This is a genomic window from Microbacterium sp. NPDC055683, assembly GCF_053617895.1.
Map to the genome: position 1 here is coordinate 1 of NZ_JBSHGQ010000049.1, position 23,237 is coordinate 23,237.

Annotated in this window: 24 protein-coding genes; 10 read left to right on the plus strand and 14 right to left on the minus strand. The window is 73.0% G+C overall.

Annotation, left to right across the window (positions count from 1 at the left end; genetic code table 11):
* Positions 1–45 precede the first annotated feature (45 nt).
* Complete coding sequence (locus ACWGPF_RS15360) at positions 46–1,653, minus strand: ATP-binding cassette domain-containing protein (RefSeq protein ID WP_452333621.1); 1,608 nt, start codon at positions 1,651–1,653, stop codon at positions 46–48.
* A gap of 441 nt (positions 1,654–2,094) precedes the next feature.
* Positions 2,095–2,733 (minus strand): alpha/beta hydrolase, encoded by a 639-nt coding sequence (locus ACWGPF_RS15365; protein ID WP_452333622.1) that lies wholly within the window; start codon positions 2,731–2,733, stop codon positions 2,095–2,097.
* Positions 2,734–2,837: 104 nt separating this feature from the next.
* Here ACWGPF_RS15365 and ACWGPF_RS15370 point away from each other — a divergent pair, with 104 nt between their 5' ends.
* Together ACWGPF_RS15370 and ACWGPF_RS15375 are read left to right on the plus strand one after the other, a co-directional pair.
* Complete coding sequence (locus tag ACWGPF_RS15370; RefSeq protein WP_452333623.1) at positions 2,838–3,461, plus strand: NUDIX hydrolase family protein; 624 nt, start codon at positions 2,838–2,840, stop codon at positions 3,459–3,461.
* Between the two features lie 89 nt (positions 3,462–3,550).
* A complete protein-coding gene (locus ACWGPF_RS15375) occupies positions 3,551–4,471 on the plus strand; it encodes a sulfite exporter TauE/SafE family protein (RefSeq protein ID WP_452333624.1) in 921 nt (306 codons plus the stop codon).
* A gap of 30 nt (positions 4,472–4,501) precedes the next feature.
* Here ACWGPF_RS15375 and ACWGPF_RS15380 read toward each other — a convergent pair whose 3' ends face one another.
* From ACWGPF_RS15380 to ACWGPF_RS15415, 8 genes are all read right to left on the minus strand, one after another.
* Positions 4,502–4,945 carry an RrF2 family transcriptional regulator gene (locus ACWGPF_RS15380; protein WP_452333625.1) on the minus strand — a complete coding sequence of 148 codons (444 nt, stop codon included), beginning with the start codon at positions 4,943–4,945 and terminating at the stop codon, positions 4,502–4,504.
* 247 nt (positions 4,946–5,192) lie between these two features.
* Positions 5,193–5,513: a ferredoxin gene (gene fdxA / locus ACWGPF_RS15385; RefSeq protein ID WP_345436258.1), complete on the minus strand. Its 321-nt coding sequence runs from the start codon at positions 5,511–5,513 to the stop codon at positions 5,193–5,195.
* Positions 5,510–6,862, minus strand: a complete 1,353-nt coding sequence (locus tag ACWGPF_RS15390; protein ID WP_452333626.1) for an FAD-dependent oxidoreductase — start codon at positions 6,860–6,862, stop codon at positions 5,510–5,512. Before ACWGPF_RS15390 ends, fdxA begins: the two co-directional genes overlap by 4 nt.
* Positions 6,859–7,650 (minus strand): uroporphyrinogen-III C-methyltransferase, encoded by a 792-nt coding sequence (cobA, locus tag ACWGPF_RS15395; protein WP_452333627.1) that lies wholly within the window; start codon positions 7,648–7,650, stop codon positions 6,859–6,861. The genes ACWGPF_RS15390 and cobA overlap by 4 nt, the downstream gene beginning before the upstream one ends.
* Positions 7,643–8,953 (minus strand): sulfate adenylyltransferase subunit 1, encoded by a 1,311-nt coding sequence (locus ACWGPF_RS15400; RefSeq protein WP_452333628.1) that lies wholly within the window; start codon positions 8,951–8,953, stop codon positions 7,643–7,645. Before ACWGPF_RS15400 ends, cobA begins: the two co-directional genes overlap by 8 nt.
* Entirely contained in the window at positions 8,953–9,876 is a 924-nt protein-coding gene (gene cysD, locus ACWGPF_RS15405) for a sulfate adenylyltransferase subunit CysD (protein ID WP_452333629.1), read from the minus strand. Before cysD ends, ACWGPF_RS15400 begins: the two co-directional genes overlap by 1 nt.
* Complete coding sequence (locus ACWGPF_RS15410) at positions 9,873–10,616, minus strand: phosphoadenylyl-sulfate reductase (RefSeq protein WP_452333630.1); 744 nt, start codon at positions 10,614–10,616, stop codon at positions 9,873–9,875. The genes cysD and ACWGPF_RS15410 overlap by 4 nt, the downstream gene beginning before the upstream one ends.
* Positions 10,613–12,340 carry a nitrite/sulfite reductase gene (locus ACWGPF_RS15415; RefSeq protein ID WP_452333631.1) on the minus strand — a complete coding sequence of 576 codons (1,728 nt, stop codon included), beginning with the start codon at positions 12,338–12,340 and terminating at the stop codon, positions 10,613–10,615. The genes ACWGPF_RS15410 and ACWGPF_RS15415 overlap by 4 nt, the downstream gene beginning before the upstream one ends.
* A 220-nt stretch (positions 12,341–12,560) precedes the next feature.
* Here ACWGPF_RS15415 and ACWGPF_RS15420 point away from each other — a divergent pair, with 220 nt between their 5' ends.
* The 4 genes from ACWGPF_RS15420 to ACWGPF_RS15435 all read left to right on the plus strand — a co-directional run bounded on the left by ACWGPF_RS15420 (position 12,561) and on the right by ACWGPF_RS15435 (position 17,047).
* A complete protein-coding gene (locus ACWGPF_RS15420) occupies positions 12,561–13,808 on the plus strand; it encodes a sensor histidine kinase (protein WP_452333632.1) in 1,248 nt (415 codons plus the stop codon).
* Positions 13,809–13,980: 172 nt separating this feature from the next.
* Complete coding sequence (locus ACWGPF_RS15425; RefSeq protein WP_345439117.1) at positions 13,981–14,616, plus strand: response regulator transcription factor; 636 nt, start codon at positions 13,981–13,983, stop codon at positions 14,614–14,616.
* Between the two features lie 80 nt (positions 14,617–14,696).
* Positions 14,697–15,557: an ABC transporter ATP-binding protein gene (locus ACWGPF_RS15430; RefSeq protein ID WP_452333633.1), complete on the plus strand. Its 861-nt coding sequence runs from the start codon at positions 14,697–14,699 to the stop codon at positions 15,555–15,557.
* Positions 15,554–17,047: an FtsX-like permease family protein gene (locus tag ACWGPF_RS15435; protein ID WP_452333634.1), complete on the plus strand. Its 1,494-nt coding sequence runs from the start codon at positions 15,554–15,556 to the stop codon at positions 17,045–17,047. The genes ACWGPF_RS15430 and ACWGPF_RS15435 overlap by 4 nt, the downstream gene beginning before the upstream one ends.
* Positions 17,048–17,109: 62 nt before the next feature.
* On the opposite strand, the gene ACWGPF_RS15440 is transcribed toward ACWGPF_RS15435, so the two are convergent.
* A complete protein-coding gene (locus ACWGPF_RS15440; protein WP_452333635.1) occupies positions 17,110–17,685 on the minus strand; it encodes a helix-turn-helix domain-containing protein in 576 nt (191 codons plus the stop codon).
* A 61-nt stretch (positions 17,686–17,746) separates the two neighbouring features.
* On the opposite strand from ACWGPF_RS15440, the gene add reads away from it, so the two are divergent.
* Both add and ACWGPF_RS15450 read left to right on the plus strand, forming a co-directional pair.
* Positions 17,747–18,817: an adenosine deaminase gene (gene add / locus ACWGPF_RS15445; protein ID WP_452333636.1), complete on the plus strand. Its 1,071-nt coding sequence runs from the start codon at positions 17,747–17,749 to the stop codon at positions 18,815–18,817.
* A complete protein-coding gene (locus ACWGPF_RS15450; RefSeq protein WP_452333637.1) occupies positions 18,814–19,848 on the plus strand; it encodes an ABC transporter substrate-binding protein in 1,035 nt (344 codons plus the stop codon). Before add ends, ACWGPF_RS15450 begins: the two co-directional genes overlap by 4 nt.
* A gap of 92 nt (positions 19,849–19,940) precedes the next feature.
* Here the strand turns inward: ACWGPF_RS15450 and ACWGPF_RS15455 are convergent, their stop codons facing one another.
* Both ACWGPF_RS15455 and ACWGPF_RS15460 read right to left on the minus strand, forming a co-directional pair.
* Entirely contained in the window at positions 19,941–20,426 is a 486-nt protein-coding gene (locus ACWGPF_RS15455; protein WP_452333638.1) for a hypothetical protein, read from the minus strand.
* Positions 20,427–20,430: 4 nt separating this feature from the next.
* Positions 20,431–20,931 (minus strand): N-acetyltransferase family protein, encoded by a 501-nt coding sequence (locus ACWGPF_RS15460; protein WP_452333639.1) that lies wholly within the window; start codon positions 20,929–20,931, stop codon positions 20,431–20,433.
* A 159-nt stretch (positions 20,932–21,090) separates the two neighbouring features.
* Between ACWGPF_RS15460 and ACWGPF_RS15465 the strand changes: the two genes are divergently transcribed.
* Positions 21,091–21,720, plus strand: coding sequence for a 2-phosphosulfolactate phosphatase (locus ACWGPF_RS15465; protein ID WP_452333640.1), 630 nt, complete (start codon positions 21,091–21,093; stop codon positions 21,718–21,720).
* 9 nt (positions 21,721–21,729) lie between these two features.
* Here the strand turns inward: ACWGPF_RS15465 and ACWGPF_RS15470 are convergent, their stop codons facing one another.
* The gene (locus ACWGPF_RS15470; protein ID WP_452333641.1) at positions 21,730–22,608 is read right to left on the minus strand and encodes a LysR family transcriptional regulator; all 879 of its coding nucleotides are present in this window, start codon (positions 22,606–22,608) and stop codon (positions 21,730–21,732) included.
* A 101-nt stretch (positions 22,609–22,709) separates the two neighbouring features.
* Here ACWGPF_RS15470 and ACWGPF_RS15475 point away from each other — a divergent pair, with 101 nt between their 5' ends.
* Positions 22,710–23,063, plus strand: coding sequence for a nuclear transport factor 2 family protein (locus tag ACWGPF_RS15475; protein WP_452333642.1), 354 nt, complete (start codon positions 22,710–22,712; stop codon positions 23,061–23,063).
* Positions 23,064–23,237: the final 174 nt, after the last annotated feature.

Genomic DNA, 23,237 nt, shown 5'->3' on the forward strand with positions numbered 1-23,237 from the left:
GTGCTCAGGGCGGCGGCGCGCGCGCCGCCGCCCTGACCCGACCGCCTACGCCCCGTTCACCGGGGCGAGCTCGCGCTCGGCGAGCACCCCGTCGCGCAGCTCCAGCACGAGATCGGGATCGAGCCGGGCGAGGAACGCGTCGTCGTGGCTCACGACGAGCACCGCGCCCCGATAGGCCCTCAGCGCGTCGAGCAGCTGCGCCACCGTGTCGATGTCGAGGTCGTTCGTCGGCTCGTCCAGGATGAGGAGCGGGGGCGGCGGGTCGGCGAGGAGGAGCCGCGCCAGGGCGACGCGGAAGCGCTCCCCTCCCGACAGGCTGCCGACGGAGCGGTCGACGACGGCACCGCGCAGCAGGAACCGGGCGAGCCGGTTGCGCAGCTCCCGATCCGGCGTGTGCGGCGCCGACGAGCGCACCGCGTCGAGCACGCTCGCGTCGTCGTCGAGGTCGTCCACCCGCTGCGGCAGGTATGCCGCGTGGTCGACGTGGAGCGTGCCGCCGACTGCGCCGGGCGTCGGCCCGCCACCTGCGCCGACGAGGGCGCGCAGCAGCGTCGACTTCCCCGCGCCGTTCGGGCCGGTGAGCGCGACGCGCTCCGGCCCCTGCACGACCCACGACCGCTCCGCATCGCGCAGGGTCGCGATGCGCCGCGTGGCCGGGACGCCGGGGTCGGGCAGGTCGATCCGGATGGCGTCGTCGTCGCGGACGCGCAGCGCGGCGGCGTCGAGCGCGTCACGGGCGGATGACTCCTTCTCGCGCATCTCGACGCCGAGCCGGCCAGCCGACACCTCAGCGGCCATCCGCCTGCCGTGCGCCACGATGCGGGGGACGCGCTTCTCGGCCTCGGCCTTGCGCGCCGTCCGCGCGCGACGGGCGAGCTTCACCTCCGCCTCGATGCGCTGGCGCTTCTCCCTGCGGAGCGCGCGTTCGGCGTCGCGTTCGGCCTGCGCCGCCGCATCCTGCTCGGCGTCCAGCCAGGAGCGCCACTGCGAGTAGGGGCCGCCGAACACCGTCAGCTCGTCGGCGTACAGCTCCGCCGTGTCGTCCATGAGCTCGAGCAGCTCGGTGTCGTGCGACACGACGACGAGCGCGCCGCGCCATCCTCGCACGATGTCGTGCAGGCGCAGTCTCGCGTCGCGGTCGAGGTTGTTCGTCGGCTCGTCGAGCAGCGTGATCGCGGCGCCGCGCAGACGGATGCCCGTGAGCGCCCCGAGCACGGCCTCGCCGCCCGACAGCATCCCGACGGTGCGGTCGAGCGCGTCGTCGGGGAGACCCGCTTCGGCGAGCGCGGCACGCCCGCGCGCTTCGACGTCCCAGTCGTCTCCGACGGCGTCGAAGTGGGCCGGGTCGACGTCGCCCGCCTCGATGGCGCGCACGGCGGCGAGGGGAGCGGCGATGCCGAGGAGCTCGGCGACGGGACGGGCGGGATCGACCGCCAGGCGCTGCGGCAGGTACGCGACGTCGCCGTCGGCGACGATGCGCCCCGACGTCGGCGTCAGCCGGCCGGCCGCGAGGCGCAGCAGGGTGGACTTGCCGGAGCCGTTGCGGCCGACGAGGCCCGTGCGGCCGCGGTCGAACGTGCCGGACACGTCGGCGAGCGCGACGGATCCGTCCGGCCACGCGAACGAGACGTGATCGAGAGTGAGAGCGGGCATGGGTGACCTCCGGTCGATGTGCAGATGGGATGCACCGACACCGGACGCTCGCCTTCAGGCGAGCGGCTCGCAGGGCCCAGGAGGGCCGGCGGAGGTTCCGAGGGAGAACGCGAGCGTCGACGGGTCAGCGCGTGAGCGCGGAAGCGTCGATCGTCTTCAACGTCGTCTCCAGACCTCGGGAACAGGACCCGACCACTGTACACACATCATCCCCGGGTCGCACGCGCCTCGGGAGGAATCCGTCGCGCGGGGGAGGCGCCCCGCGGCGCCGCCCCGTAGCGTCGAAGAGTCAGAGGGACACGGAGACGAGGGACACAGGGGCGCACGGGCGCAGGGCTCGCCCTCGGGATCGCGATGGGGATCGCGTTCCCGCTCGTCTCCGGAGCCGAGCGCCGTCGCGGGGGCGGCGGCGACTCGGCCCGCTCTCGCCGGCGCCGAGGATCAGCGCAGGCGCTTGTCGAGGAACACGCGCAGATCGTCGAGCTCCGCGGGCGACACGGCGTGGCCGAGGCCGGGGTAGATCCGACCGACGAGATCGGCATGACCCGGCAACCAGTCGGTCGTGTGCGCGACCAGAGGCTCGGGGATGACGGTGTCGTGCGTGCCCCGCCCCCAGAACACGGGAGGGCGGGCGTCTGCCAGCGCGGCGTCTCCGGGGAGCTCGCCGGGCGTCGCATAGCCCGACAGGTTCGCCGCGAAGTCGAACCGGGCGGGGGAGAGGCGCATCGCCTGCAGCGAGATCGCGCCGCCCTGCGAGAAGCCGAGCAGGCCGACGCTCCTGTCGGCGCCGAGCGTGGTCTCGATCCACTCCAGCAGCCGGTGCGCCGCCTCCGTCGTGCGCGCGGCATCCCTGCTCTCCAGCCCCTCGATGGGGTACCAGGCGTGGCCCGGCTGCGGCCACGGCATGGGCAGCGGCGCCCGGACGGCGGCGTAGGCGAAGCCGTCCGGCAGCAGCGGGGCGAGCGCGATCAGGTCGGTCTCGTCGGAGCCGTAGCCGTGCAGCAGCACGACGACGGGGCGGCCGTCGTCCTCGCCGTGCCAGCGCACAGCGGCGGCGTCCAGGGCGGGCGTGGTGTCCATCCCTCCATGGTGGCGCACGCGCCGGCCTCCCGCTCGCCGGGACGCGCACCCGCGCGCGCGGTGCGGGTGCGCGGATCGTCGGCGGCAGAGGGTAGAAAGGACGCATGGCCGTGCGCACACCGGATCCCGATCCCGAAGAGCTCCCCGACGAGCCTCGGCTCCCGTCCGATCTGGGCGCGAGCGGTCTCGGGGCCGTGCCGGGCGGGTCGTCGAACCCCGCATGGCTGAGCGACTTCGAGCTCGAGGCCGCGCGTCGCCGCCTCCCGATGCTCTACGTCGAGGCGGTTCCCGTGCGCATCGACGGCGTCGGCCAGGTCACCGACGTGGGGATCCTGCTGCGCGCGACGAGCGTCGGCGAGATCACGCGCACGATCGTCTCCGGGCGCGTCCGCTACGGCGAGACCGTGCGCGACGCGCTGTTCCGCCACCTCGAGAACGACCTCGGACCGATGGCGTTCCCGCTCCTTCCGCCGTCGCCCGTGCCGTTCACGGTGGCGGAGTACTTCCCCCTCCCCGGGGTCACGGCATTCCACGACGACCGGCAGCACGCCGTCTCGCTCGCCTTCGTCGTGCCGGTCACGGGGACGTGCGAGCCGCGGCAGGACGCGCTCGAGGTCACGTGGATGTCGCCGTCGGAAGCCGCGAGCGACGCGCTGTCCGCCGAGATGGAGGGCGGCCGCGGAACGCTCGTCCGCCTCGCGCTGGCGTCGGTCGGGGCTCTGCGCTGACCGCTGTGTGACACTCCGTGACGCCTGCGTGTTACGGCCGGGCGTAATCTCCTCCCCCGCCGGTAGGGGAACGCCCTAGCGTCGTCGGCATGCAGACGCTCGTCCTCCTCGCCGTGATCGGCTTCGCCGCCCAGCTCGTCGACGGCGCCCTCGGCATGGCGTACGGAGTGACGTCGACGACGCTGCTCCTGACGATCGGCGCGGCCCCGGCGGCGGCGAGCGCGTCGGTGCACCTCGCCGAGATCGGGACGACCCTCGCCTCCGGCATCTCGCACTGGCGCTTCGGCAACGTCGACTGGAAGACGGTGCTCAAGATCGGCGTCCCCGGTGCCGTCGGGGCTTTCGCGGGAGCGACGTTCCTGTCAGGGCTCTCGACCGAGGCGGCCGCGCCGGTGACGAGCGGCATCCTGCTGGCGCTGGGCACGTACATCCTCGTGCGCTTCACCGTGAAGGGGCTGCCGAAGCGCCGGAGCGACAAGCCCCTGCCGCTCGCGTTCCTCGCGCCGCTCGGGATCGTGGGCGGATTCCTCGACGCCTCAGGCGGCGGCGGGTGGGGCCCCGTCGGCACGCCCGCCCTGCTCTCGAGCGGGCGCCTCGAGCCGCGCAAGGTGATCGGCACGATCGACACGAGCGAGTTCCTCGTCGCGATCGCGGCCTCGGTCGGCTTCCTCGTCGGGCTGGGCTCCGGCGGCTTCGACCTCGGATGGGTGGTTGCGCTCCTCGCCGGCGGCATCGCGGCGGCGCCGCTCGCTGCGTGGCTGGTGCGCAAGCTGCCGCCGCGCATCCTCGGCTCCCTCGTGGGCGGGCTGATCGTGCTGACGAACACCCGGACCATCCTCCGGTCGATCGAGACGCCCGACGCGACGCTCGGCATCGTGCTCGCCGCAATCGCCGTCGTCTGGATCACGGCCGTGGCATGGTCCATCCGCGCCCACCGCCGTGCGCGGCGCGCCGAGCGTGCAGAGACTGCCGCGGCCTCCGCGAGCGCGGAGCCGGCGCTCGTCGACTGAGACGGGATCAGACCGTCGGGCGGCGGCGGGTCACGGGTTCTCCCACGCCACGGGATCCGACGTCAGCGCCGCCACGTCGGGCGGAAGCCGCTCGGCCGCGAGATCGGCCAGGGTCGTGCCCTCGAGCACGCTGCGGACGTTCGCGCGCAGCGCCACCCAGAGCTGGAGGAGCGCACCCTCCTCCGCCATCTCGGACGGCCGCTGGTCGCGCACGAAGACGAGCGGGCCGTCCACCGCGCGGATGACGTCGGCGACGGTGACGGCGTCGGCGGGGCGGGCGAGCTCGTAGCCGCCGTTCGCCCCGCGGCGGCTCGCGACGATGCCGGCGCGGACGAGGGAGGTGAGGATGCCCTCGAGGAACTTGGCGGGGATGTCCTCGTCCGCCGCGATCCGCGGTGAGGACAGGCGTCCCGGTGCGCGGGCGAGGAAGACGGCCGCGCGCACCGCGTACTCGGCCCGGGCGGAGATGCGCATCCCCCGATCATGGCACTCTCTCGCTCAGGTCGCAGTTTCCGGCCTGTACCGGCCGTTCGGGGCCGCGAACTGCGACCTGAGCGAGGTCACAGTCTCGCCCAGGTCGCAGTTTTCGGCCGTTAGCGGCCGTTAGCGGCCGCGAACTGCGACCTGGGCGCTACTCGCCCTGCGGGGCCTTCTCGCCCTGCGGGGCCTACTCGCCCTGCGGGGCCTACTCGCCCTGCGGGGCCTACTCGCCCTGCGGGGCCTACTCGCCCTGCGGGGGGAGTGCCGCGATGAGGGGGTGGTCCTTGTCGACGACGCCGACCTTGGATGCGCCGCCGGGCGATCCGAGGTCGTCGAAGAACTCGACGTTGGCCTTGTAGTAGTCCTGCCACTCGTCGGGGAGGTCGTCCTCGTAGTAGATCGCCTCGACGGGGCACGCCGGCTCGCAGGCGCCGCAGTCGACGCACTCGTCCGGGTGGATGTACAGCGACCGCTCGCCCTCGTAGATGCAGTCGACAGGGCACTCGTCGATGCAGGCGCGGTCCTTGACGTCCACGCAGGGCAGGGCGATGACGTACGTCATGAGCGCGTGAGCGCGCCGGAGCGCGAGATCTCGACCTGCTCGTCACGCGGCACGACCTTGACGCGCTCGCGCTGGTGGCGGTGCGTCTCGCCGAGCGCGCGCTCGTGGGCGTCGAGGGCGAGCCATCCCTGCCACGTCGTGTACGCGACGCCGCGATCGTCGAGCAGCGCCACGACGTCGTCCGCGGCGGGCGCCGGCAGCGATCCGGCCTGCGCGTCCTCGACGAGATGCGCGACCGTCTCCATGGCGTCCGACTTGGTGTGGCCGATGAGCCCGACGGGGCCGCGCTTGATCCATCCCGTCGCGTACAGGCCGGAGACGCCGTCGACGCGGCCCTCGACGTTCGGGATGACGCCGCGCGCGACGTCGAAGGGCGCGCCCTCGACGCGCGTGCCGTAGTACCCGACGGCGCGGTACACCGCCTGCAGCGGGTACTCCGCGAACTCGCCCGTGCCGACGACGCGGCCGTCCTCGATGCGCGTTCGCTCGAACCGCATGCCCTCGACGCGCTCGTCGCCGAGGATCTCGGCCGGCGCGTGCCAGAAGTGCAGGTGCAGGCGTCGCGTGGCGCCCGTCGACTCCTTGCCTCGCCACGAGTTCATCGTGCGCAGCATGATCTTCATCTGGTTGTTGGGGGCCGCGGCGGGGTCGACGCCCTCGAAGTCGGCCTCGTCGAGCACGATGTCGACGCCGTTCACCTCGCCCAGCTCGCGCAGCTCGATCGGCGTGAACTTGATGTCGGCGGGACCGCGGCGGCCGAAGACGTGCACGTCGGTCACGGCCGAGGCCTCGAGGCCCTCGAGCACGTTGTCGGGCACCTCGGTGGAACGCAGGTCCTCCGGGAGCTTCGCGAGCACGCGCGCCACGTCGAGGGCGACGTTGCCGTTGCCGATCACGGCCACCTGCCGTGCGTCGAGCGGCCACGTGCGCGGCACGTCGGGGTGGCCGTCGAACCAGGCCACGAAGTCGGCGGCGCCGTACGACCCCGCCTTGTCGATGCCAGGGATGTCGAGAGCGGCGTCGCGGATGGCCCCGGTCGCGAGGATGACGGCGTGGTAGCGCTCCTGCAGCTCGTCAAGCGACACGTCCCGGCCGACCTCGATGTTGCCGAGGAAGCGGATGCGGCCGGAGTCGAGCATCTCCTGCAGCGAGTTGACGATGCCCTTGATGCGGGGGTGGTCGGGTGCGACGCCGTAGCGGATGAGGCCGTAGGGTGCGGGCAGCGACTCGAGCAGGTCGATCGCGACCGATCCGCCCGCCTCCTCGACGGCGTTCGCGAGGAGGTTTCCGGCGTAGATGCCGGCGGGACCGGCGCCGACGATGGCGACGCGCAGGTTGTCGAGGCTCACAGTGCTGCCTTTCTGTCGGAGTCGCGACGCACCGCGTCGACGAGCTCGGATGGTGCAAGAGGGCTGAGGGTGACGACGTCGCCGATCACGACGACGGCGGGATTGCGCACCTTCCGCCGGGCGGCCTCGTGCGCGATGGTCCGCAGCGTGCCGAAGGTCACGCGCTGGCCGGGCCCGTATCCATCCTCCACGATGGCCACCGGGCAGTCGCCGCCGCGGCGGCCTGCTCCCAGCACATGCGCGGAATGCGCGAGGGTCCCGACCCCCATCAGGAGGACGACCGTATGGTCGCGCCCTCCGCCGACGTCGTCGATCTGGTCGTGCCCGGAGAGCACCGTGAACGACGTCGCGAGGGATCGATGGGTGAGGGGGATGGCCGCGATGGCGGGGACGGACGTGGCGCTCGTGACGCCGGGCACGACCTCCACCGCGACGCCCTCGGCGCGGCACAGCGCGAGCTCCTCGCTGCCGCGGCCGAACACGAACGGGTCGCCGCCCTTGAGGCGCACCACGTCGCGACCGGCACGGGCGAGGTCGACGAGGAGCCGGGAGATGTCGTCCTGCGTGAAGGGATGGTGCCCCGGGTCCTTGCCGACGTCGACGACCTCCGCGTCGATGCGCACGCCCTCGGCGGCGAGGCCCGCGAGCACGGCGCGCGCGCCGAGCCGGTCGGCGACGATCACGTCGGCGCGCTCGAGCGCGCGCAGGCCCCGCACCGTGAGCAGACCGGCGTCGCCCGGCCCTGCGCCGACCAGCGTGACGCGCCCCTCGCGGGAGCCCTCAGCCACGGACCGTGCCGGCGGCGATCGTGTGGCCGTCGGCGGGGCGGATGACGAGGAACGAGCCGGAGTGCCGGGAGACGGCGTACGGCTCGAGCGGCAGGGCCTCCGCGAGGCGGATGCGGGCACGGCCGATCTCGTTCACGCGCAGCTCGTCCGCCGGCACGTGGGCGAGCGAGTCGAGGTCGCGCCGTTCGACGATCTCGTCCACGATGCCCTGCACGGCCTTCGTGCCGTGCTTGACGATCACGCGCGCGCCCCGGGCGAGCGGGCGCTCATCGAGGAGGAACAGCTGCGCGTCGATCTCCTTCGACAGCGCGGGCAGCGTGCCGTCGGCGACGAGCACGCTGCCGCGTGCGGCGTCGACGTCGTCGGCCAGCTGCACCGCGACTGACTGCGGGGAGGCCGCGCCGTCGACCGCGACGCCGGCGATCTCCACGGCCGTGACGGTGGTCGTGATGCCGGCGGGGAGCACCTGCACACGGTCGCCGACCCGCACCGTGCCGGACGCGATGCGGCCGGCGGATGCACGGTAGTCGCGGAGCCGCTCGACGGCGCCGGGGTCGTCGGCGACGAGCGCGGGCGACAGGCCGCCCTGCGGCCGCAGCACGAGCTGCACGGGAAGGCGGAACGGCTCCTGCTCCCGCTCCTCGGCGTCGGTCGCGGGGAGCGTCTCGAGCAGCTCGAGGAGCGCGGGACCGGTGTACCACGGCGTGCGCGGCGACCGCTCGACGACGTTGTCGCCCTCCAGCGCCGACACCGGCACGACGTGCACGTCGCCGAGGCCGAGCTCCGTCGTGACGGCGCGCACCTGCTCCTCGACGGGGCGGAAGGCGTCTTCGGCGTAGTCCTGCAGATCGATCTTGTTCACGGCGACGACGACGTGCGGCACGCGCAGCAGCGCCGTGACGGCGAGGTGTCGCCTGGTCTGCTCGAGCACGCCCTTCCGTCCGTCGATGAGCACGACCACGGCGTCGGCCGTCGTCGCACCCGTGACCATGTTGCGCGTGTACTGCACGTGCCCCGGGCAGTCGGCGAGGATGAAGCTGCGTGCGGCGGTCGCGAAGTAGCGGTACGCGACGTCGATCGTGATGCCCTGCTCGCGCTCGGCGCGCAGGCCGTCGGTGAGGAGCGCGAAGTCGATGCCCTCGGAGGACGCGAAGCCGCGCTCTCGGGACGTGCGGGTCACCTGCTCGAGCTGGTCGGCGAGGATGGCCTTGGAGTCGTGCAGCAGGCGGCCGACGAGGGTCGACTTGCCGTCGTCGACGGAGCCCGCCGTCGCGAACCGGAACAGGGTGGGCGCGGCGGTCATCAGAAGTACCCGTCCTTCTTGCGGTCTTCCATGGCCGCTTCGCTGATGCGGTCGTCGGCGCGGGTCGCGCCGCGCTCGGTGAGGGTGGAGACGGCGACCTCCGCGACGATGTCGGACACGTGTGCCGACGCCGACTCGACGGCGCCCGTGCAGCTCATGTCGCCGACGGTGCGGTAGCGCACCGTGCGCTTCTCGACCCGCTCGTCGGCGCGCGGCTGCGAGAACGGGCCCACGGCCATCCACATGCCGTCGCGACGGTAGACGTCGCGCTCGTGCGCGAAGTAGAGCGGCGGGAGTGCGATGCCCTCGCGCTCGATGTAGCGCCAGATGTCGAGCTCTGTCCAGTTCGAGATGGGGAAGACGCGCACGTGCTGACCCGGGGTGTGGCGCCCGTTGTACAGGCTCCAGAGCTCGGGGCGCTGGTTGCGCGGATCCCACTGGCCGAACTCGTCGCGCAGCGAGAAGATGCGCTCCTTCGCGCGAGCCTTGTCCTCGTCGCGGCGGGCGCCGCCGAAGACGGCGTCGTGACGGCCCGCGGCGATGGCATCGAGGAGGGGCTGCGTCTGCAGCGGGTTGCGCGTGCCGTCGGCGCGCTCGAGGAGGCGGCCGTCGTCGAGGTAGTCCTGCACGCGCGCGACCTCGAGCGTGAGCCCGAGGCGGTCGACGGTCTCGTCGCGGAAGCGGATGACCTCGGGGAAGTTGTGGCCGGTGTCGACGTGCAGCACGGGGAAGGGCACGCGCCCGGGGAGGAACGCCTTCGCGGCGAGGTGGAGGACGACGACGGAGTCCTTGCCGCCGGAGAAGAGCAGCACGGGGCGCTCGAACTCCGCGACGACCTCGCGGATGACGTGGATGGCCTCGGCCTCGAGCAGGTCGAGCGTCGACAGGCGCGTGGCCGGCGGCGTCGTGAGGGTGTCGCTCATGTGTGGAGTCCGCATTCGGTCTTGTCGAGCCCGGCCCAGCGGCCGGAGCGGGGGTCCTCTCCCTCGGCCACCGGCCGCGTGCACGGCCGGCAGCCGATCGACGGGTAGCCGAAGTTCAGGAGGAGGTTCATGGGCACCTTGTGCCGCGCGGCGTAGGCCTGCAGGTCGTCCCAGGTCCAGGCGGCGACGGGGTTGACCTTGACGAGGCCGTTCTTGGCGTCCCACGTCACGAGCGGCGTGCGGGTGCGGGTGGGCGCCTCGTCGCGGCGCACTCCCGTGAACCACACCTCGTAGCCCTGCAGGGCGTCGTGGAGCGGGGCGACCTTGCGCAGCGCGCAGCAGCGCGCCGCATCGCGGGCGAAGAGATCGGCGCCGAGCGCGGCGTCCTGCTCGGCGACCGTCTGCTCCGGGAGCACGTCGACGACGCGCACGTCGAGCGAGCGGGCGACCTCGTCGCGCGTGGAGACGGTCTCCACGAAGTGGTACCCGGTGTCGAGGAACAGCACGTCGACGCCCGGCAGCTGCTCGGCGACGAGATGCGGGAGCGCCGCATCCGCCATCGAGCACGCGACGGCGACCGCGCCCATCCCGAAGGTGCGTGCGACCCAGTCGACGACCTCCGCGGGGGTCGCCTCATGGTCGGTGAGGCTGCCGAGCTCCTCGGCGCCGCGCAGCGCGAGCGCCTCCAGCTCTGCGGCGGAGCGGCGCGCCGTGATGCGCGGGGCCAGCGACACGGTCATCGCAGCGCCTCCTCGTCGACGCGGTGCGCCCACTGGGCGAACGTCTCGTCGCCGTCGCGGTCGCCCGCGAACCGGGTCGCGATGCGCTCGACGTAGTCGGCGATGCCGGTGGCCTCCACTTTGAGCCCGCGGACGGTGCGGCCGAGGCCCGCCTCCGCGCGGTCGCTCGACGCGAGCCCGCCGCCGAGGTGCACCTGGAAGCCGGGGACCTGGTTGCCCTCGTCGTCCGTGATGATCTGGCCCTTGAGGCCGATGTCGGCCGTCTGGATGCGCGCGCACGAGTTCGGGCAGCCGTTGACGTGCAGGCTGAGGGGGGCGGGGAGATCGGCGCCGCCGAGGCGCTTCTCGATCTCGAGCACGGCGGCGCGCGCGGTGTCCTTCGTGTCGACGATCGCGAGCTTGCAGTACTCGATGCCCGTGCACGCGATCGTGCCGCGGCGGATGAGGCTGGGCCGGGCGCTGAGCCCGAGGGCGTCGAGGCCGGCGATGAGCGACTCGACGCGGTCCTCGGGGACGTCCAGGACGACGATCTTCTGGTGCGGCGTGGTGCGCAGGCGCGTCGATCCGTGCGCCTCGACGAGGTCGGCGAGGTCGGCGATCTGCCGGCCCGAGATGCGCCCGACGATGGGCGTCGCGCCCACGTAGAAGCGGCCGTCCTTCTGCCGGTGCACGCCGATGTGGTCGCCGGGGGTCGCGGGCTTCGGCGCCGCGGGGCCGTCGGCGAGGCGGTACTCGAGGTACTCCGTCTCGAGCACGTCGCGGAACTTCTCCGGCCCCCAGTCGGCGAGCAGGAACTTCAGCCGCGCCTTGTTCCGCAGGCGCCGGTAGCCGTAGTCGCGGAAGATCCGCGCGACGCCGTACCAGACGTCGGCGACCTGGTCGGGCGCGACCCAGGTGCCGAGGCGCTCGCCGAGGCGCGGCACGGTCGACAGCGCCCCGCCGACCCACAGGTCGTAGCCGACGCCGTGCTCGGGATGGTCGACCGCGACGAACGCGACGTCGTTGATCTCGTGCACGACGTCCTGGCTGGGGTGGCCCGTGATGGCGGTCTTGAACTTGCGGGGCAGGTTGGCGAGCTCGGGGTCGCCGATGAAGCGCGACGTGATCTCGTCGATCTGCGGCGTCGGGTCGATGAGCTCGTCGGACGCGATCCCGGCGACGGGCGAGCCGAGGACGACGCGCGGCACGTCGCCGCAAGCCTCCGTCGTGGAGAGACCGACGGACTCGAGGCGCCGCCAGATCTCGGGCATGCTCTCGACCTCGACCCAGTGCAGCTGGATGTTCTGCCGGTCGGTGAGGTCGGCGGTTCCGCGCGCGAAGTCGTTCGAGATGCCGCCGATGACACGCAGCTGCTCGGTCGTGAGCTGCCCGCCGTCGATGCGGACGCGCAGCATGAAGTACTCGTCCTCGAGCTCGTGCGGCTCGAGCGAGGCCGTCTTGCCGCCGTCGATGCCGGGCTTGCGCTGCGTGTAGAGCCCCCACCAGCGGAAGCGGCCGTGCAGGTCGGTCGGGTCGATCGACGAGAAGCCGCCCTGCGCGTACACGTTCTCGATGCGCTCGCGCACGTTGAGGCCGCTGTCGTCCTGCTTGAACTGCTCGTTCGCGTTGAGCGGCTCGGTGCCGTCGACCTTCCACTGCCCGTTGGGCTTGCTGGATGGCCGGGGCGGGCGGATGCGCGCGCCGCGCGCGGTCGCGGCCTGCGCGCCGGTCTCGCTCAGGGTCATGACGGTCTCCCGGTCGCTCGGTGTCGGTCGAGCATACGAAGCGTCGTGGAGTCGCCATACGATGTCGCGCAACAGACCGTCACACGGCGCGACACAGTCCGTCACACGGCGTCACGTGACGCCGCGGGCACGGCGCGCGTGCGATCATCCCTCGCGCGTGCCGGCCGGATACATCGCGAGGCGGATGCCGGCTGCGGCAGCCGGCCGTACCGTGGGGGGAATGCGATCCGACCTCCGCACCCGCTGGCACCGGCTGCTCCGCCCCGTGAGCGGCGGCCAGTGGGTCGTCGACGGTGTGACGGCCGGCTTCTTCGCGCTCTTCGCCGTCGCGCTCCTGCCGGTCTACTACGACGGGTTCTCGCTCGCGGCGAATCTCGTGACGGTCGTCGTCATGGTCGCGGCGCTCCTGCTGAGCCGCGTCTCGCCGCCGCTGTCGCTCGCGGTCGCGTGGATCGGCGCCTTCTTCCAGATGGCGACCGGGCAGGGCCCCATGGCGGCGAATCTCGCGATCTTCGTCGTGCTCTTCGCCACGGCGGCGTACGGGTCGCGCCTCGTGTTCTGGCTGGGGTTCGCGTCGACGTTCGCGGGGTCGGTGTGCGTCGCGGTCTACCTCCTGTTCGTGGCGCCGAGCGCGGGGATCGACTTCTTCTCGTTCGGCGTCGTCGACGGCTCGTCGCCGCTGCAGGTCGTGTTCTACCTCGTCCTCGTCTTCGGGTCGATGCTGTTCAGCCTGCTGCTCGCCTGGACCCTCGGCGCGCTCTTCCGCGTCGTGCTGCGCGGCAGGGAGACGCGCCGTGCGCAGGTGCAGGCCGAGGAGCGCGCAGCGGCGGAGGAGGAGCGCTCGCGCATCGCGCGCGACATGCACGATATCGTCGCGCACTCGCTCGCCGTCGTGATCGCCCAGGCCGACGGCGCCCGCTACGCCGCGCGCTCCGATCCGGACGCCGCGACGGCCGCCCTGTCGACCATCAGCCAGACGGCGCGCTCGGCGCTGTCGGATGTGCGGATGCTGCTCACCCAGATGCGGCACCGGCAGGGGGAGGGTCCGCAGCCGACGATCGCCGACCTGGAGCAGCTGTACGCGCACGTGCGCGCGGCGGGCGTCGACCTGCGCGTCACGGTCGACCCCGCGCCGCAGGGCGAGCCGCCGGCCGCCGTGCAGCTCGCGGTGTACCGCATCCTGCAGGAGGCGACGACGAACGCCCTGCGCCACGGCGACGGCGGCCCCGTCGACGTCGTGCTCGCGTGGCTCCCCGGCAGCGTCGCGCTGTCCGTCCGCAACGCCGTGCGCCCCGCGGCGCCGACGGACACGGGCAAGGTGCTGCACGCCGCTCCCGCCTCGGGAGGTCACGGTCTCGTCGGCATGCGGGAGCGGGCCGAGCTCGCGGGAGGGCGGCTCGACGCCGGTCCGCACGGCGCCCACTGGCTCGTGCAGGCGACGCTCCCGGTCGAGACCGGCACCCCGTGACCGCGCATCGCCCATGACCCGCGACGGAATGATGCCCCTTCGATCTCGCCCAAGGGATATCCGCTTGCCGAGAGGGCACCGGATGACGCGGAATCGGGTGGGCTCTGGTGCAACGGATATCCGTTGGGCAAGGGGGCGTGACAGGCTGGGGGAGATGAGCGAGGGGGAGCGGATGATCAGGGTCGTGCTCGTGGACGATCAGGCGCTGTTCCGCGCCGGCATCCGGATGGTCGTGGCCTCGCAGCCCGACCTGGAGGTCGTCGGGGAGGCGGGCGACGGGCAGGAGGCGCTGGCCGTCGTGGCGCAGACCCGGCCCGATGTCGTCCTCATGGACATCCGCATGCCCGTCATGGACGGCCTCGCCGCGACGGCGGCCATCCTCGCGCAGCCCGATCCGCCGCGCGTCGTCATGCTGACGACGTTCGACCTCGACGAGGCGGCGGCGCGCGCCATCCGGGAGGGGGCGAGCGGGTTCCTCCTCAAGGACGCCGATCCCGAGTTCCTCCTGGCGGCCATCCGCACCGTGCACGCGGGGTCGTCGGTGATCGCGGCGTCGGCGACGCGCGAGCTGTTCGCGCACTTCGCAGACGCGCCGCGCCCTGTGCCCGCGGCGTTCGGCGACCTCACCGACCGCGAGCGCGAGATCTTCGCGCTCGCCGCGCGGGGCCTGTCGAACGCGGAGATCGCGCAGCGGGAGTTCCTCTCGGAGGCCACCGTCAAGACGCACATCAGCCGCATCCTCGCCAAGCTCGCGCTGCGCGATCGCGTGCAGCTCGTCGTGTTCGCGTTCGAGCACGGGCTGGCGTAGCGCAGATCATCCTCGCGATGTAGCGGGATGAGCCGGGCGGGCGACGCCCGCGACGGGGCCCGGTCCCTAGCGTCGGAGGCATGGAGATCACGACCACCGACATGGGGCTCGCGGCGCGCGTGCAGCAGCTCAGCAAGCACTACGGCACAGGGGAGAACGGCGTCCGCGCGCTCGACGGCGTCAGCGTCGGCATCCGCCGCGGGCAGTTCACGGCCGTCATGGGGCCGTCGGGCTCGGGCAAGTCGACGCTCATGCACATCATGGCCGGACTCGACGCGCCGACCTCGGGCCGAGCCTGGATCGGCGACACCGAGATCACGGGCCTCGGGGACGAGCAGCTGACGCTGCTGCGCCGCCGCCGAGTCGGCTTCGTCTTCCAGGCGTTCAACCTCGTGCCGACGCTCGACGTGGAGGCGAACATCCTCCTCCCGTTCGACCTCGACGGGCGGCGGCCGACGGCGGGCGAGCGCGTCCGCATCGACGGGCTCATCGAGACCCTCGGGCTCGCGCCCCGCCTGCGCCACCGCCCGCATGAGCTCAGCGGAGGGCAGCAGCAGCGCGTCGCGATCGCCCGCGCGCTCGCCACGGCGCCCGACCTGCTGTTCGCCGACGAGCCCACCGGCAACCTCGACTCGCGCACGGGCCGCGAGGTGCTGGCGCTCCTCGCTGCCGCGAGCCGCGAGCACGGGCAGAGCATCGCCATGGTGACGCACGACCCCTTCGCCGCGAGCTACGCCGACCGAGTCCTGTTCCTCGGCGACGGACGCATCGTCGCCGACAAGCCGCGCCAGACCCCCGAGCAGATCTCGGCGCACATGCTCGCGGCCGAGGCGGATAGCGCGGGCGCGCTCCCGGGGCTCCCGTCCGCCCCCGCTCCTGCGGGCTCCGCTCCGGCGGCCTCCGCTCCGGCGGCCTCCGAGACGGAAGGCGCCGTGCGATGAGCGCCGTCGCATCCGCGCCCGCGGGCACCGCGCCATCCGCTCGCCCGAGCCCGCCCGCCCGCCCTGCAGGGGCCGGCCGCCTCGCGTTCCTCCGCGAGCGGGGGATGGGCGCGAGCGTGCTCGTCTCGGCGCTGTCGGCCGCGTTCGGCGTGACGCTCGTCTCGACGACGGGCTACATCGGCGCCGTGCTGCAGGACGACCCCTACATCGGCGACTCCGAGACGCTCGCGTTCGTGGTCGGTCTGCTGAGCGTGCTGCTCACCGCCGTCGCGATGTACGTCGCGGCGGTCGTCACGGCCAACACCTTCTCGACGATCGTGGCGGGCCGCGTGCGCCGCATCGCGCTCCTGCGGCTCATCGGCGCATCCGCGCGCTCGCAGCGGACGGAGGTCGGCCGGCAGGGGCTCGTCGTCGGGGTCGTCGGCGCCGTGATCGGGCTCGCGGGCGGCATCGCCCTCTCCGCGGCGGGCATCGCGGTCGGCGACGCGCTCCTCGATGTCGCCGACCACGGCTACGCGGTGGTCCGGCCCGTGCTCGCGCTGCCCGCGGCGATCGTCGCGCTGACGACGTGGGCGGCCGCCTGGGTCGGCTCGCGCCGCGTGCTCGACGTGACGCCCCTGCAGGCGCTCGCCGGGTCCGTGGAGCGCACGCACGCGTCCGTCGCGCACCGGCCGGCGCGCAACGTGCTCGCCGTGGTGCTGTTCGCCGTCGGCGCGGTGCTCCTCGGAGTCGGGATCGTCGGAGGACTCCTCACTCCGCTCGGCATCCTCCCGGCGTTCGCGGGCGGCCTCGTGTCGTTCACGGGTCTCGTGCTGGGGGCGACGAGCATCATGCCGCCCGTTCTGCGGATGGTGGGGCGCTGGTTCGGATCGTCGGCGACCGCGCGCCTCGCCGCCGAGAACGCGCTGCGCCATCCCGAGCGGTCGAGCCGCATGTCGATCGGCGTCGTCATGGGAGTCACCCTCGTGACGATGTTCGCGGTCGCCACCGAGACCGCGAAGTCGGTGCTCACGGCGAACGCCGGCGGCGAGCTCGACGACGACTTCGTCGTGATCATGGACACGTTCGCGAACATCATGATGGTGCTCGTCGCGGTGTCCGCCGTCATCGCGGCCGTCGGGCTCGTCAACCTCCTCACGATCGGCGTCGTGCAGCGGCGGCGCGAGCTGGGCCTGCTGCGCGCTCTCGGGCTGTCGGCGGCTCAGGTGCGCGGCGTCGTGCTGCTCGAGGCGACGCACATCACGCTCGCGTCGCTCGTCACGGGGCTCGTGCTGGGCGTCGCGTACGGGTGGGCCGGCGCGCAGTCGCTCCTGGGGTCGGTGCCCGCCTTCCCCGGCGGCCCGTCCGGCTCGCTCGTGATGCCCGCCGTGCCGTGGGCGCCCGTGCTCGCCATCGTCGCGGCCATGGCGGTGCTGACGGTGGCGGCCGCCGTCGCGCCGACGCGGCTCGCGACCTCCGTGGCACCGGTCGAGGCGCTCGCCGCCGACTGAGGCCCGGCGCGGGATGGCCCGGCCGGCGCGGGATGGCCCGGCTGCCGCTCGCGCGCGCCGGCTCAGCGCGGGACGGACGTCGTGAACAGCACGCGCGTCCGCTCGGCGCCCGCATGCCGCCAGCGGTCGCGGGCCCCCGCGGGGAAGTGGATGAAGTCGCCCGTGCCGAGCGCGTACGTGCCCGCGCCCACGATGTCGATCTCGAGGGCGCCCGCGACGACGTACAGGGCGCTCTCACCCGGCGCTTCGAACCACTCCGCGATCTCGTCGTCCGGCCCGAAGTCGTACTCGACGACCTCGAGCGCCGAGACGTTCCGCAGCAGCAGCGCGCGTCCGGCGGCGGCCTGCGGATGGTCCGACACCGGCAGGCGCTCGCCCTCGCCCGCGCGGACGACGCGCACGTCGAGCGGATGGACGGCCGGCAGCAGATCGCCCGGCCGCACGTCGAGCGCGCGGGCGAGCCGGTACACCGACGCCATCGACGGCGCGCTCGCCCCGCGCTCGATCTGGCTGAGGAACGGCTGGCTCATGTCGGCACGCGCGGCGAGCTCGCGCGTCGACAGGCCGGCCACACGTCGCAGCCTGCGGATCTCGGTCCCGATGAGGCCGCCGAGGTCGGCGTCGGCCGCGTCCGTCATGTCATGCCTCCGTAACACCCGCCGAATGCTCTCGACATCGTGATCACGTTATATGAATGCCGTGAGCAATCAGGACGAGATCGAGCGCATCGTGCGCGGGCTGCCCAAGATCAGCCTCCACTGCCACCTCATCGGATCGGTGCAGGCGGCGACGGTCGTCGATCTCGCCCGCAAGCACAGAGTGTCGCTCGACGGCGGCCGCACGGCGGAGAACCTCTTCGACCACGGCAGCTACGAGGACCTCGACGAGTTCCTCCGCGTCCTCGACGTCGTGGGCGCCGTCATCCGCGACGTCGACGACTTCCGGCGCGTGACGTACGAGTCGCTCACAGAGGGCGGCGCCGCCCACAACGTGCTCTACCGCGAGATCTTCCTCAGCCCGCCCGGCCATCCCGGTGTGCCGTACCCGACCATCCTCGAGGGTGTGCGCGCGGGGATGCGCGACGCCGAGGTCGACACCGGCATCCGCTCGGCGCTCATCGTCGGCCTCAACCGCAACGACACCGCCGCCTCGGCCGTCGAGCTCGTCGAGACCGTCGTCGCGCATCGCGCCGACGACGTGCTCGGCATCGGCCTCGACTACTCCGAGGCGATCGGGCCGCCGGAGCGGTTCTGGAAGGCGTTCCGGATGGCGGGCGCTGCCGGTCTCGAGCGCACGGCCCACTCCGAATCGGGGCCGCCGCACCACATCGAGACGCTGCTCGACCTGCTCGGCTGCACGCGCGTCGACCACGGGTACCACGTCGTCGACGACGAGGCGATGACGCGCCGATGCGTCGAGGAGCGCATCCCGTTCACCTGCACGCCGGTCTCGAGCGACATCGGCCGCTACTCGGGCAGCGGCGACGGCAGCCACCGCCGCATCCGCGAGATGGTCGACGCGGGCCTCGTCGTGACGATCGACTCCGACGACCCGCCCATGTTCGGCACCGATCCGACGAACGACTACCGCGTGCTCGCGCATGCGCTGGGCTACGGGCTCGACGACCTCGCGAGGTTCACCCGCAACGGCGTCGAGGCCGCGTGGCTCGACGAGGACGACCGCGCAGCACTGCGCGCCAGGGTCGACGCCGCCGTCGACGATCTCCGCATCACCCTCACCCCTGCAGAAACCGGAGCGACCGCATCATGACCATCCGACCCATCCGCGCCGCCCTCCCGGCGCTCGCCCTGTCCGCGCTGGCCCTGTCGGGATGCTCCGCATCCGAGCCCGCCGCCGAGGCGGAGGACGCCGACTTCGGCGAGCTCTCCGTCCAGCTCAGCTGGATCAAGAACGAGGAGTTCGCGGGGGAGTACTTCGCCGACTCCGAGGGGTACTACGAGGAGGCGGGGTTCTCCTCCGTGAATCTCGTGCCGGGACCGTCGACGGGCGTCGCCGAGCTCGCGGGCGGCACGGTCGACGTCGCGATCAACGATGCCGTGTCGGCCGGCGCCGCCGTCGCGAACGAGGGCGCCCCGATCACGATCATCGGGACGACGCTGCAGAAGAACCCGTTCACGGTGCTGTCGCTGGCCGACGGGGCCGAGATCGCGACCCCTGCCGACCTCCTCGGGAAGCGGATCGGGGTGCAGGACTCGAACCGGTCGCTCTTCAGCGCGTTCCTCGCGGCGAACGGCATCGACGAGGACGAGCTCGAGATCGTGCCGGTGCAGTACGACCCCGCCCCGCTCGTGAACGGCGAGGTCGACGGCTTCATCGCCTACCTCACCAACGAGGCCATCTCGGTCGAGATGCTCGGGCTCGAGACCGCGAACCTCCCGTTCGCCGACAACGGGATGCCGTTCGTCGCGGAGACGTTCTCGGTGTCGCATGACACGCTCGCGAACGAGCGGGAGAAGCTGAAGGCGTTCCTCGTCGCCGAGATCCGCGGATGGCAGGATGCGCTCGACGACCCCGACGAGGGGGCGCGGCTCGCGCTCGAGGAGTACGGCGCCGACCTCGGGCTCGACCCCGACAAGACGCTCGCGGGGATGCTCGCGACGAACGAGCTCGTCGTCACCGACGAGACCGAGTCGAACGGCCTGTTCACGATCTCCGAGGAGCTGCAGCAGCAGACCGTCGAGAGCCTGGCGCGGGCCGGCATCGAGCTGGAGGCGTCGGACCTGTTCGACCTCAGCCTGCTCGAGGAGGTCTACGAGGAGAACCCCGACCTGCTCGGCTGAAGCGGATGCCCCCTGCCGCGCATGGGGGGAAACGGCCGCATTCCGGGCGGGAGCGCGGCGCGAACCGCCCACTCGCGGCTGGCGCCGCCGGGTCAGGCCTCGGCCGCAGGCGGGTCGAATGCCCAGGTGCGGGCGAGGCGCCGCAGGCGCACCGCCCTCACCTGCCAGATCGCCCACAGTGGCAGCCAGAGGAGCGGGGCCGCGCCGCCGCCGATCGTGAGGCGCTCGCGCCACAGGGTGCGGCCATCCGCCGTCGCCGACACGGCCATCTGGTGATCCCACACGTCGAGGGAGGCGAGCGGGCCGGTGAGGGGCGTGCCCGCGTCGCGGAGGATCCGCACATCGCCCTTCGAGCGGTCGACCGTCGCGATGAGCTGCGTGCCGATCGTGAGCGGGCCCGTCTCGAGCGCGACGGCGGCGTCGTCGCCCGAGCTCCACTCGAGGGGCATCGGATCGGCGCCGAGAGGCCGCATGCGCACGAGCGGTCCGTAGAGCTCGGCGAGCACGGCGGGGGAGTGCAGCGCCCGCCAGGCGGCGTCGACGTCGCAGTCGAGAACGAGCTTCTGCAGAATGCGCATGGCGTCAGTCTGCCACCGGGCCGCGCCGCACCATCCGCAGTTCGTGCATGGGGGTGCCGTCGGCCGCCTGCTCCACCTTCTCCGAGCCATCGAGCGCGAAGCCGTGCTTGCCGTAGAAGCGGATGGCGCGCTCGTTGCCGGCGAGCACCCAGAGCGACGCTGCGGCCTCGCCGACCGCCGCGTCGATGAGGTCGTCGGCGATGCCCGAGCCGTGGTGGTCGGGATCGAGGTAGAGCGCGTACAACTCGCGGTCGGCGGGCGGCTCGGCGTCGCGTCCGCGGCCGGACGACGCGAAGCCGACGATGCGCCCGCCCTCGACGGCGACCCAGGTCGGGTTCGCGCCCTCGCGGAGGATGCGCTCCCAGCGGCGCGTGCGCGCCGGCAGCGACAGACGCGCGAGCGTCTCGGCGGGGAGCAGGCCGGCGTAGGCGATGCGCCATGTGCGGATGTGCACGAACGCGAGCCCCTCCGCGTCGCGCGGTCCCGCCCGTCTGATCTGCGCCATCCGGCCACCCTGCCCGACCCGCCCCCGCCGCGCAAACGCGGTGTCACGGCGACTTCGTCCGCGTGCGCTCCTGGTTCGCGCGTCGCCCGTCGCCGCCGGTGTCGTCCGCGACGAAAGGGCGCATCGCAGGGAGCCCAGCCGATCCGCGACAATGGGGGGATGGCATCCCCGTTCGACCAGTCCTCGTATCAGGTGCGCTTCGACTGGGGGGTCGAGGGTCTGCGGCGTCTCGCGGCCTCCGACGTCGTGGTCGTCGTCGACGTCATCCGCTTCAGCTCGAACGTCGCGGCGGCCGTCGCGGCCGGCGATCGGGTCGTGCTCGCCGATGCGCACGCGGTGTCGGCGAACGGGGCCGCGGTCGCGCTCGCCGCATCCGAGCTCGCGCACGCCCCCGTCGTGGTCGCCGGCGCGCTCCGGAACGCCGCCGCGGTCGCGCGCGCGGTGATGGCCGAGCAGCATGCGCGCGGCGGCCGCACGAGCATCGCCGTGATCGCGGCGGGGGAGAGGGGTGCCGAAGGCGTGCGCTTCGCGGTCGAGGACCTCCTGGGAGCGGGCGCCGTGATCGCGGCCCTCTCCGACCTCGGCATCGACCACTCCTCGCCCGAGGCGGTGTCGACGGCCGAGTCGTTCCGCGCCCTCCGTCGCGCCGTCAAGCACCTCATGACGGCGAGCGGGTCGGGCCGAGAGCTCGAAGGCGACGAGCGTCACGCCGATGTCAAGGCCGCGGCGGCGATCGACGACCTCGACGTCGTGCCTGTGCTGCGCGACGGGGTGTTCGCGGCGCTCTGAACCGGGCCGTCAGCCGCGCGGTGCCAGGGCTTCGGCGAGCAGGTCGAAGAGCCGCCGGGTGGCGCGCTGCCGGTCGCCTTCGCGCAGCGCGAGGGCCAGCCCGGCACGCACCTCGGCATCCGCGATCGGCGTCGCGACGAGATCGGTGCCCGCCGCCATCGACTCCGCGAGCACGCAGACGCCGAGCCCGCGGGCGGTCAGCCCGAGCAGGGTCTCGGGGTTCGAGCCCTCGAGGTCGACCCTCGGCTCGACGCCGACGCGCGCACACGACTGCTCGAAGGCGCTGCGGACGCCCGTTCCCGGTGGGATGCACAGCACCGTCTCGTCGCGGAGGTCGGCGAGCCGCGGCCGGCCGCCCGTGAGGCGGTGGCCTGCCGGGGCGATCACGGCGAGCCGCTCGTCGCTGACCGGCTTCACGGAGAGCCCCTCGGCCACGGGCCCCGCGTGCGACAGCAGGGCCAGGTCGAGCTCCCCGTCGGCCGTGCGCCGCTGCAGGCGGTCGGAGGTGTCCTCGACGAGTTCGACCACGACGCCGGGGTGCTGCCGGTGGAACCCTGCGACCGCGTCGAGGAAGGCGGGGATCGTGCAGCCGGCGATCATCCCGAGCCGCACCCTGCCCTGCAGCAGGTCGCTCAGCTCGTCGGCGGTCTGGCGCACGCCGTCGACGGCGCGGAGCGCGTCGCGGGCGCGGGTGAGCAGCGTCTCGCCGGCGAGCGTGAGCCGCACCGTGCGCGGGCCGCGCACGAGCAGGTCGTGGCCGAGCTCGCGCTCGAGCTTCGCCAACTGGGCGCTGATGCCCGACTGGCTGACGTGCAGCCGCTGCGCCGCCGCCGTGAACGACCCGTGGTCGACGACCGCGACGAAGTAGCGAAGCTGCCCGATCTCCATCACCTTGGATGCTAGCAGCTAGAAGAACCATCTGTTTGAGTGTTTGCGCGATCCGCGCGAGGCTGGATGGCGACAGCCGGATCGACCTGAAGGAGAACGCCATGACCGCCACCGCTTCCGAGCTCGCCGAGGACTACCTCGTCGCCTGGCAGGGGCGCGACTTCGCCCGCCTGCGCTCGCTGCTCGCCGACGACGTCAGCTTCATCGGCCCCCTCGCCGCGATCGACGGAGCAGACGAATGCATCGCCGGCCTGGAGGGCATGGCGCAGGTGCTCGAGCGGATCGAGGTGCTCGAGCGCCTCGCCGAGGGCTCGAGCGTGATCACCTGGTTCGATCTGCACACGACCGTCGCCGATCCCGTGCCGACCGCGAACTGGATGCAGGTCGAGGGCGGGCTGATCACCCGCATCCGGGTCGCCTTCGATCCGCGCGGCATCCTCGCCGCGCGGGGCTGACCCGGCTCTGCGCGACGGCGGAGGCGCAGGCGGAACGAGCGACGATCAGGAACCACACGACGCTGACGACGGTCACGGGGATCGATGCGCATGCCGCTAACCGAAGGCGATGACCTCAGCCTTTCGTGGGAGCGCATCCGTCCCTGACGTCGAAGCGGCCCCGGTCATCCGACC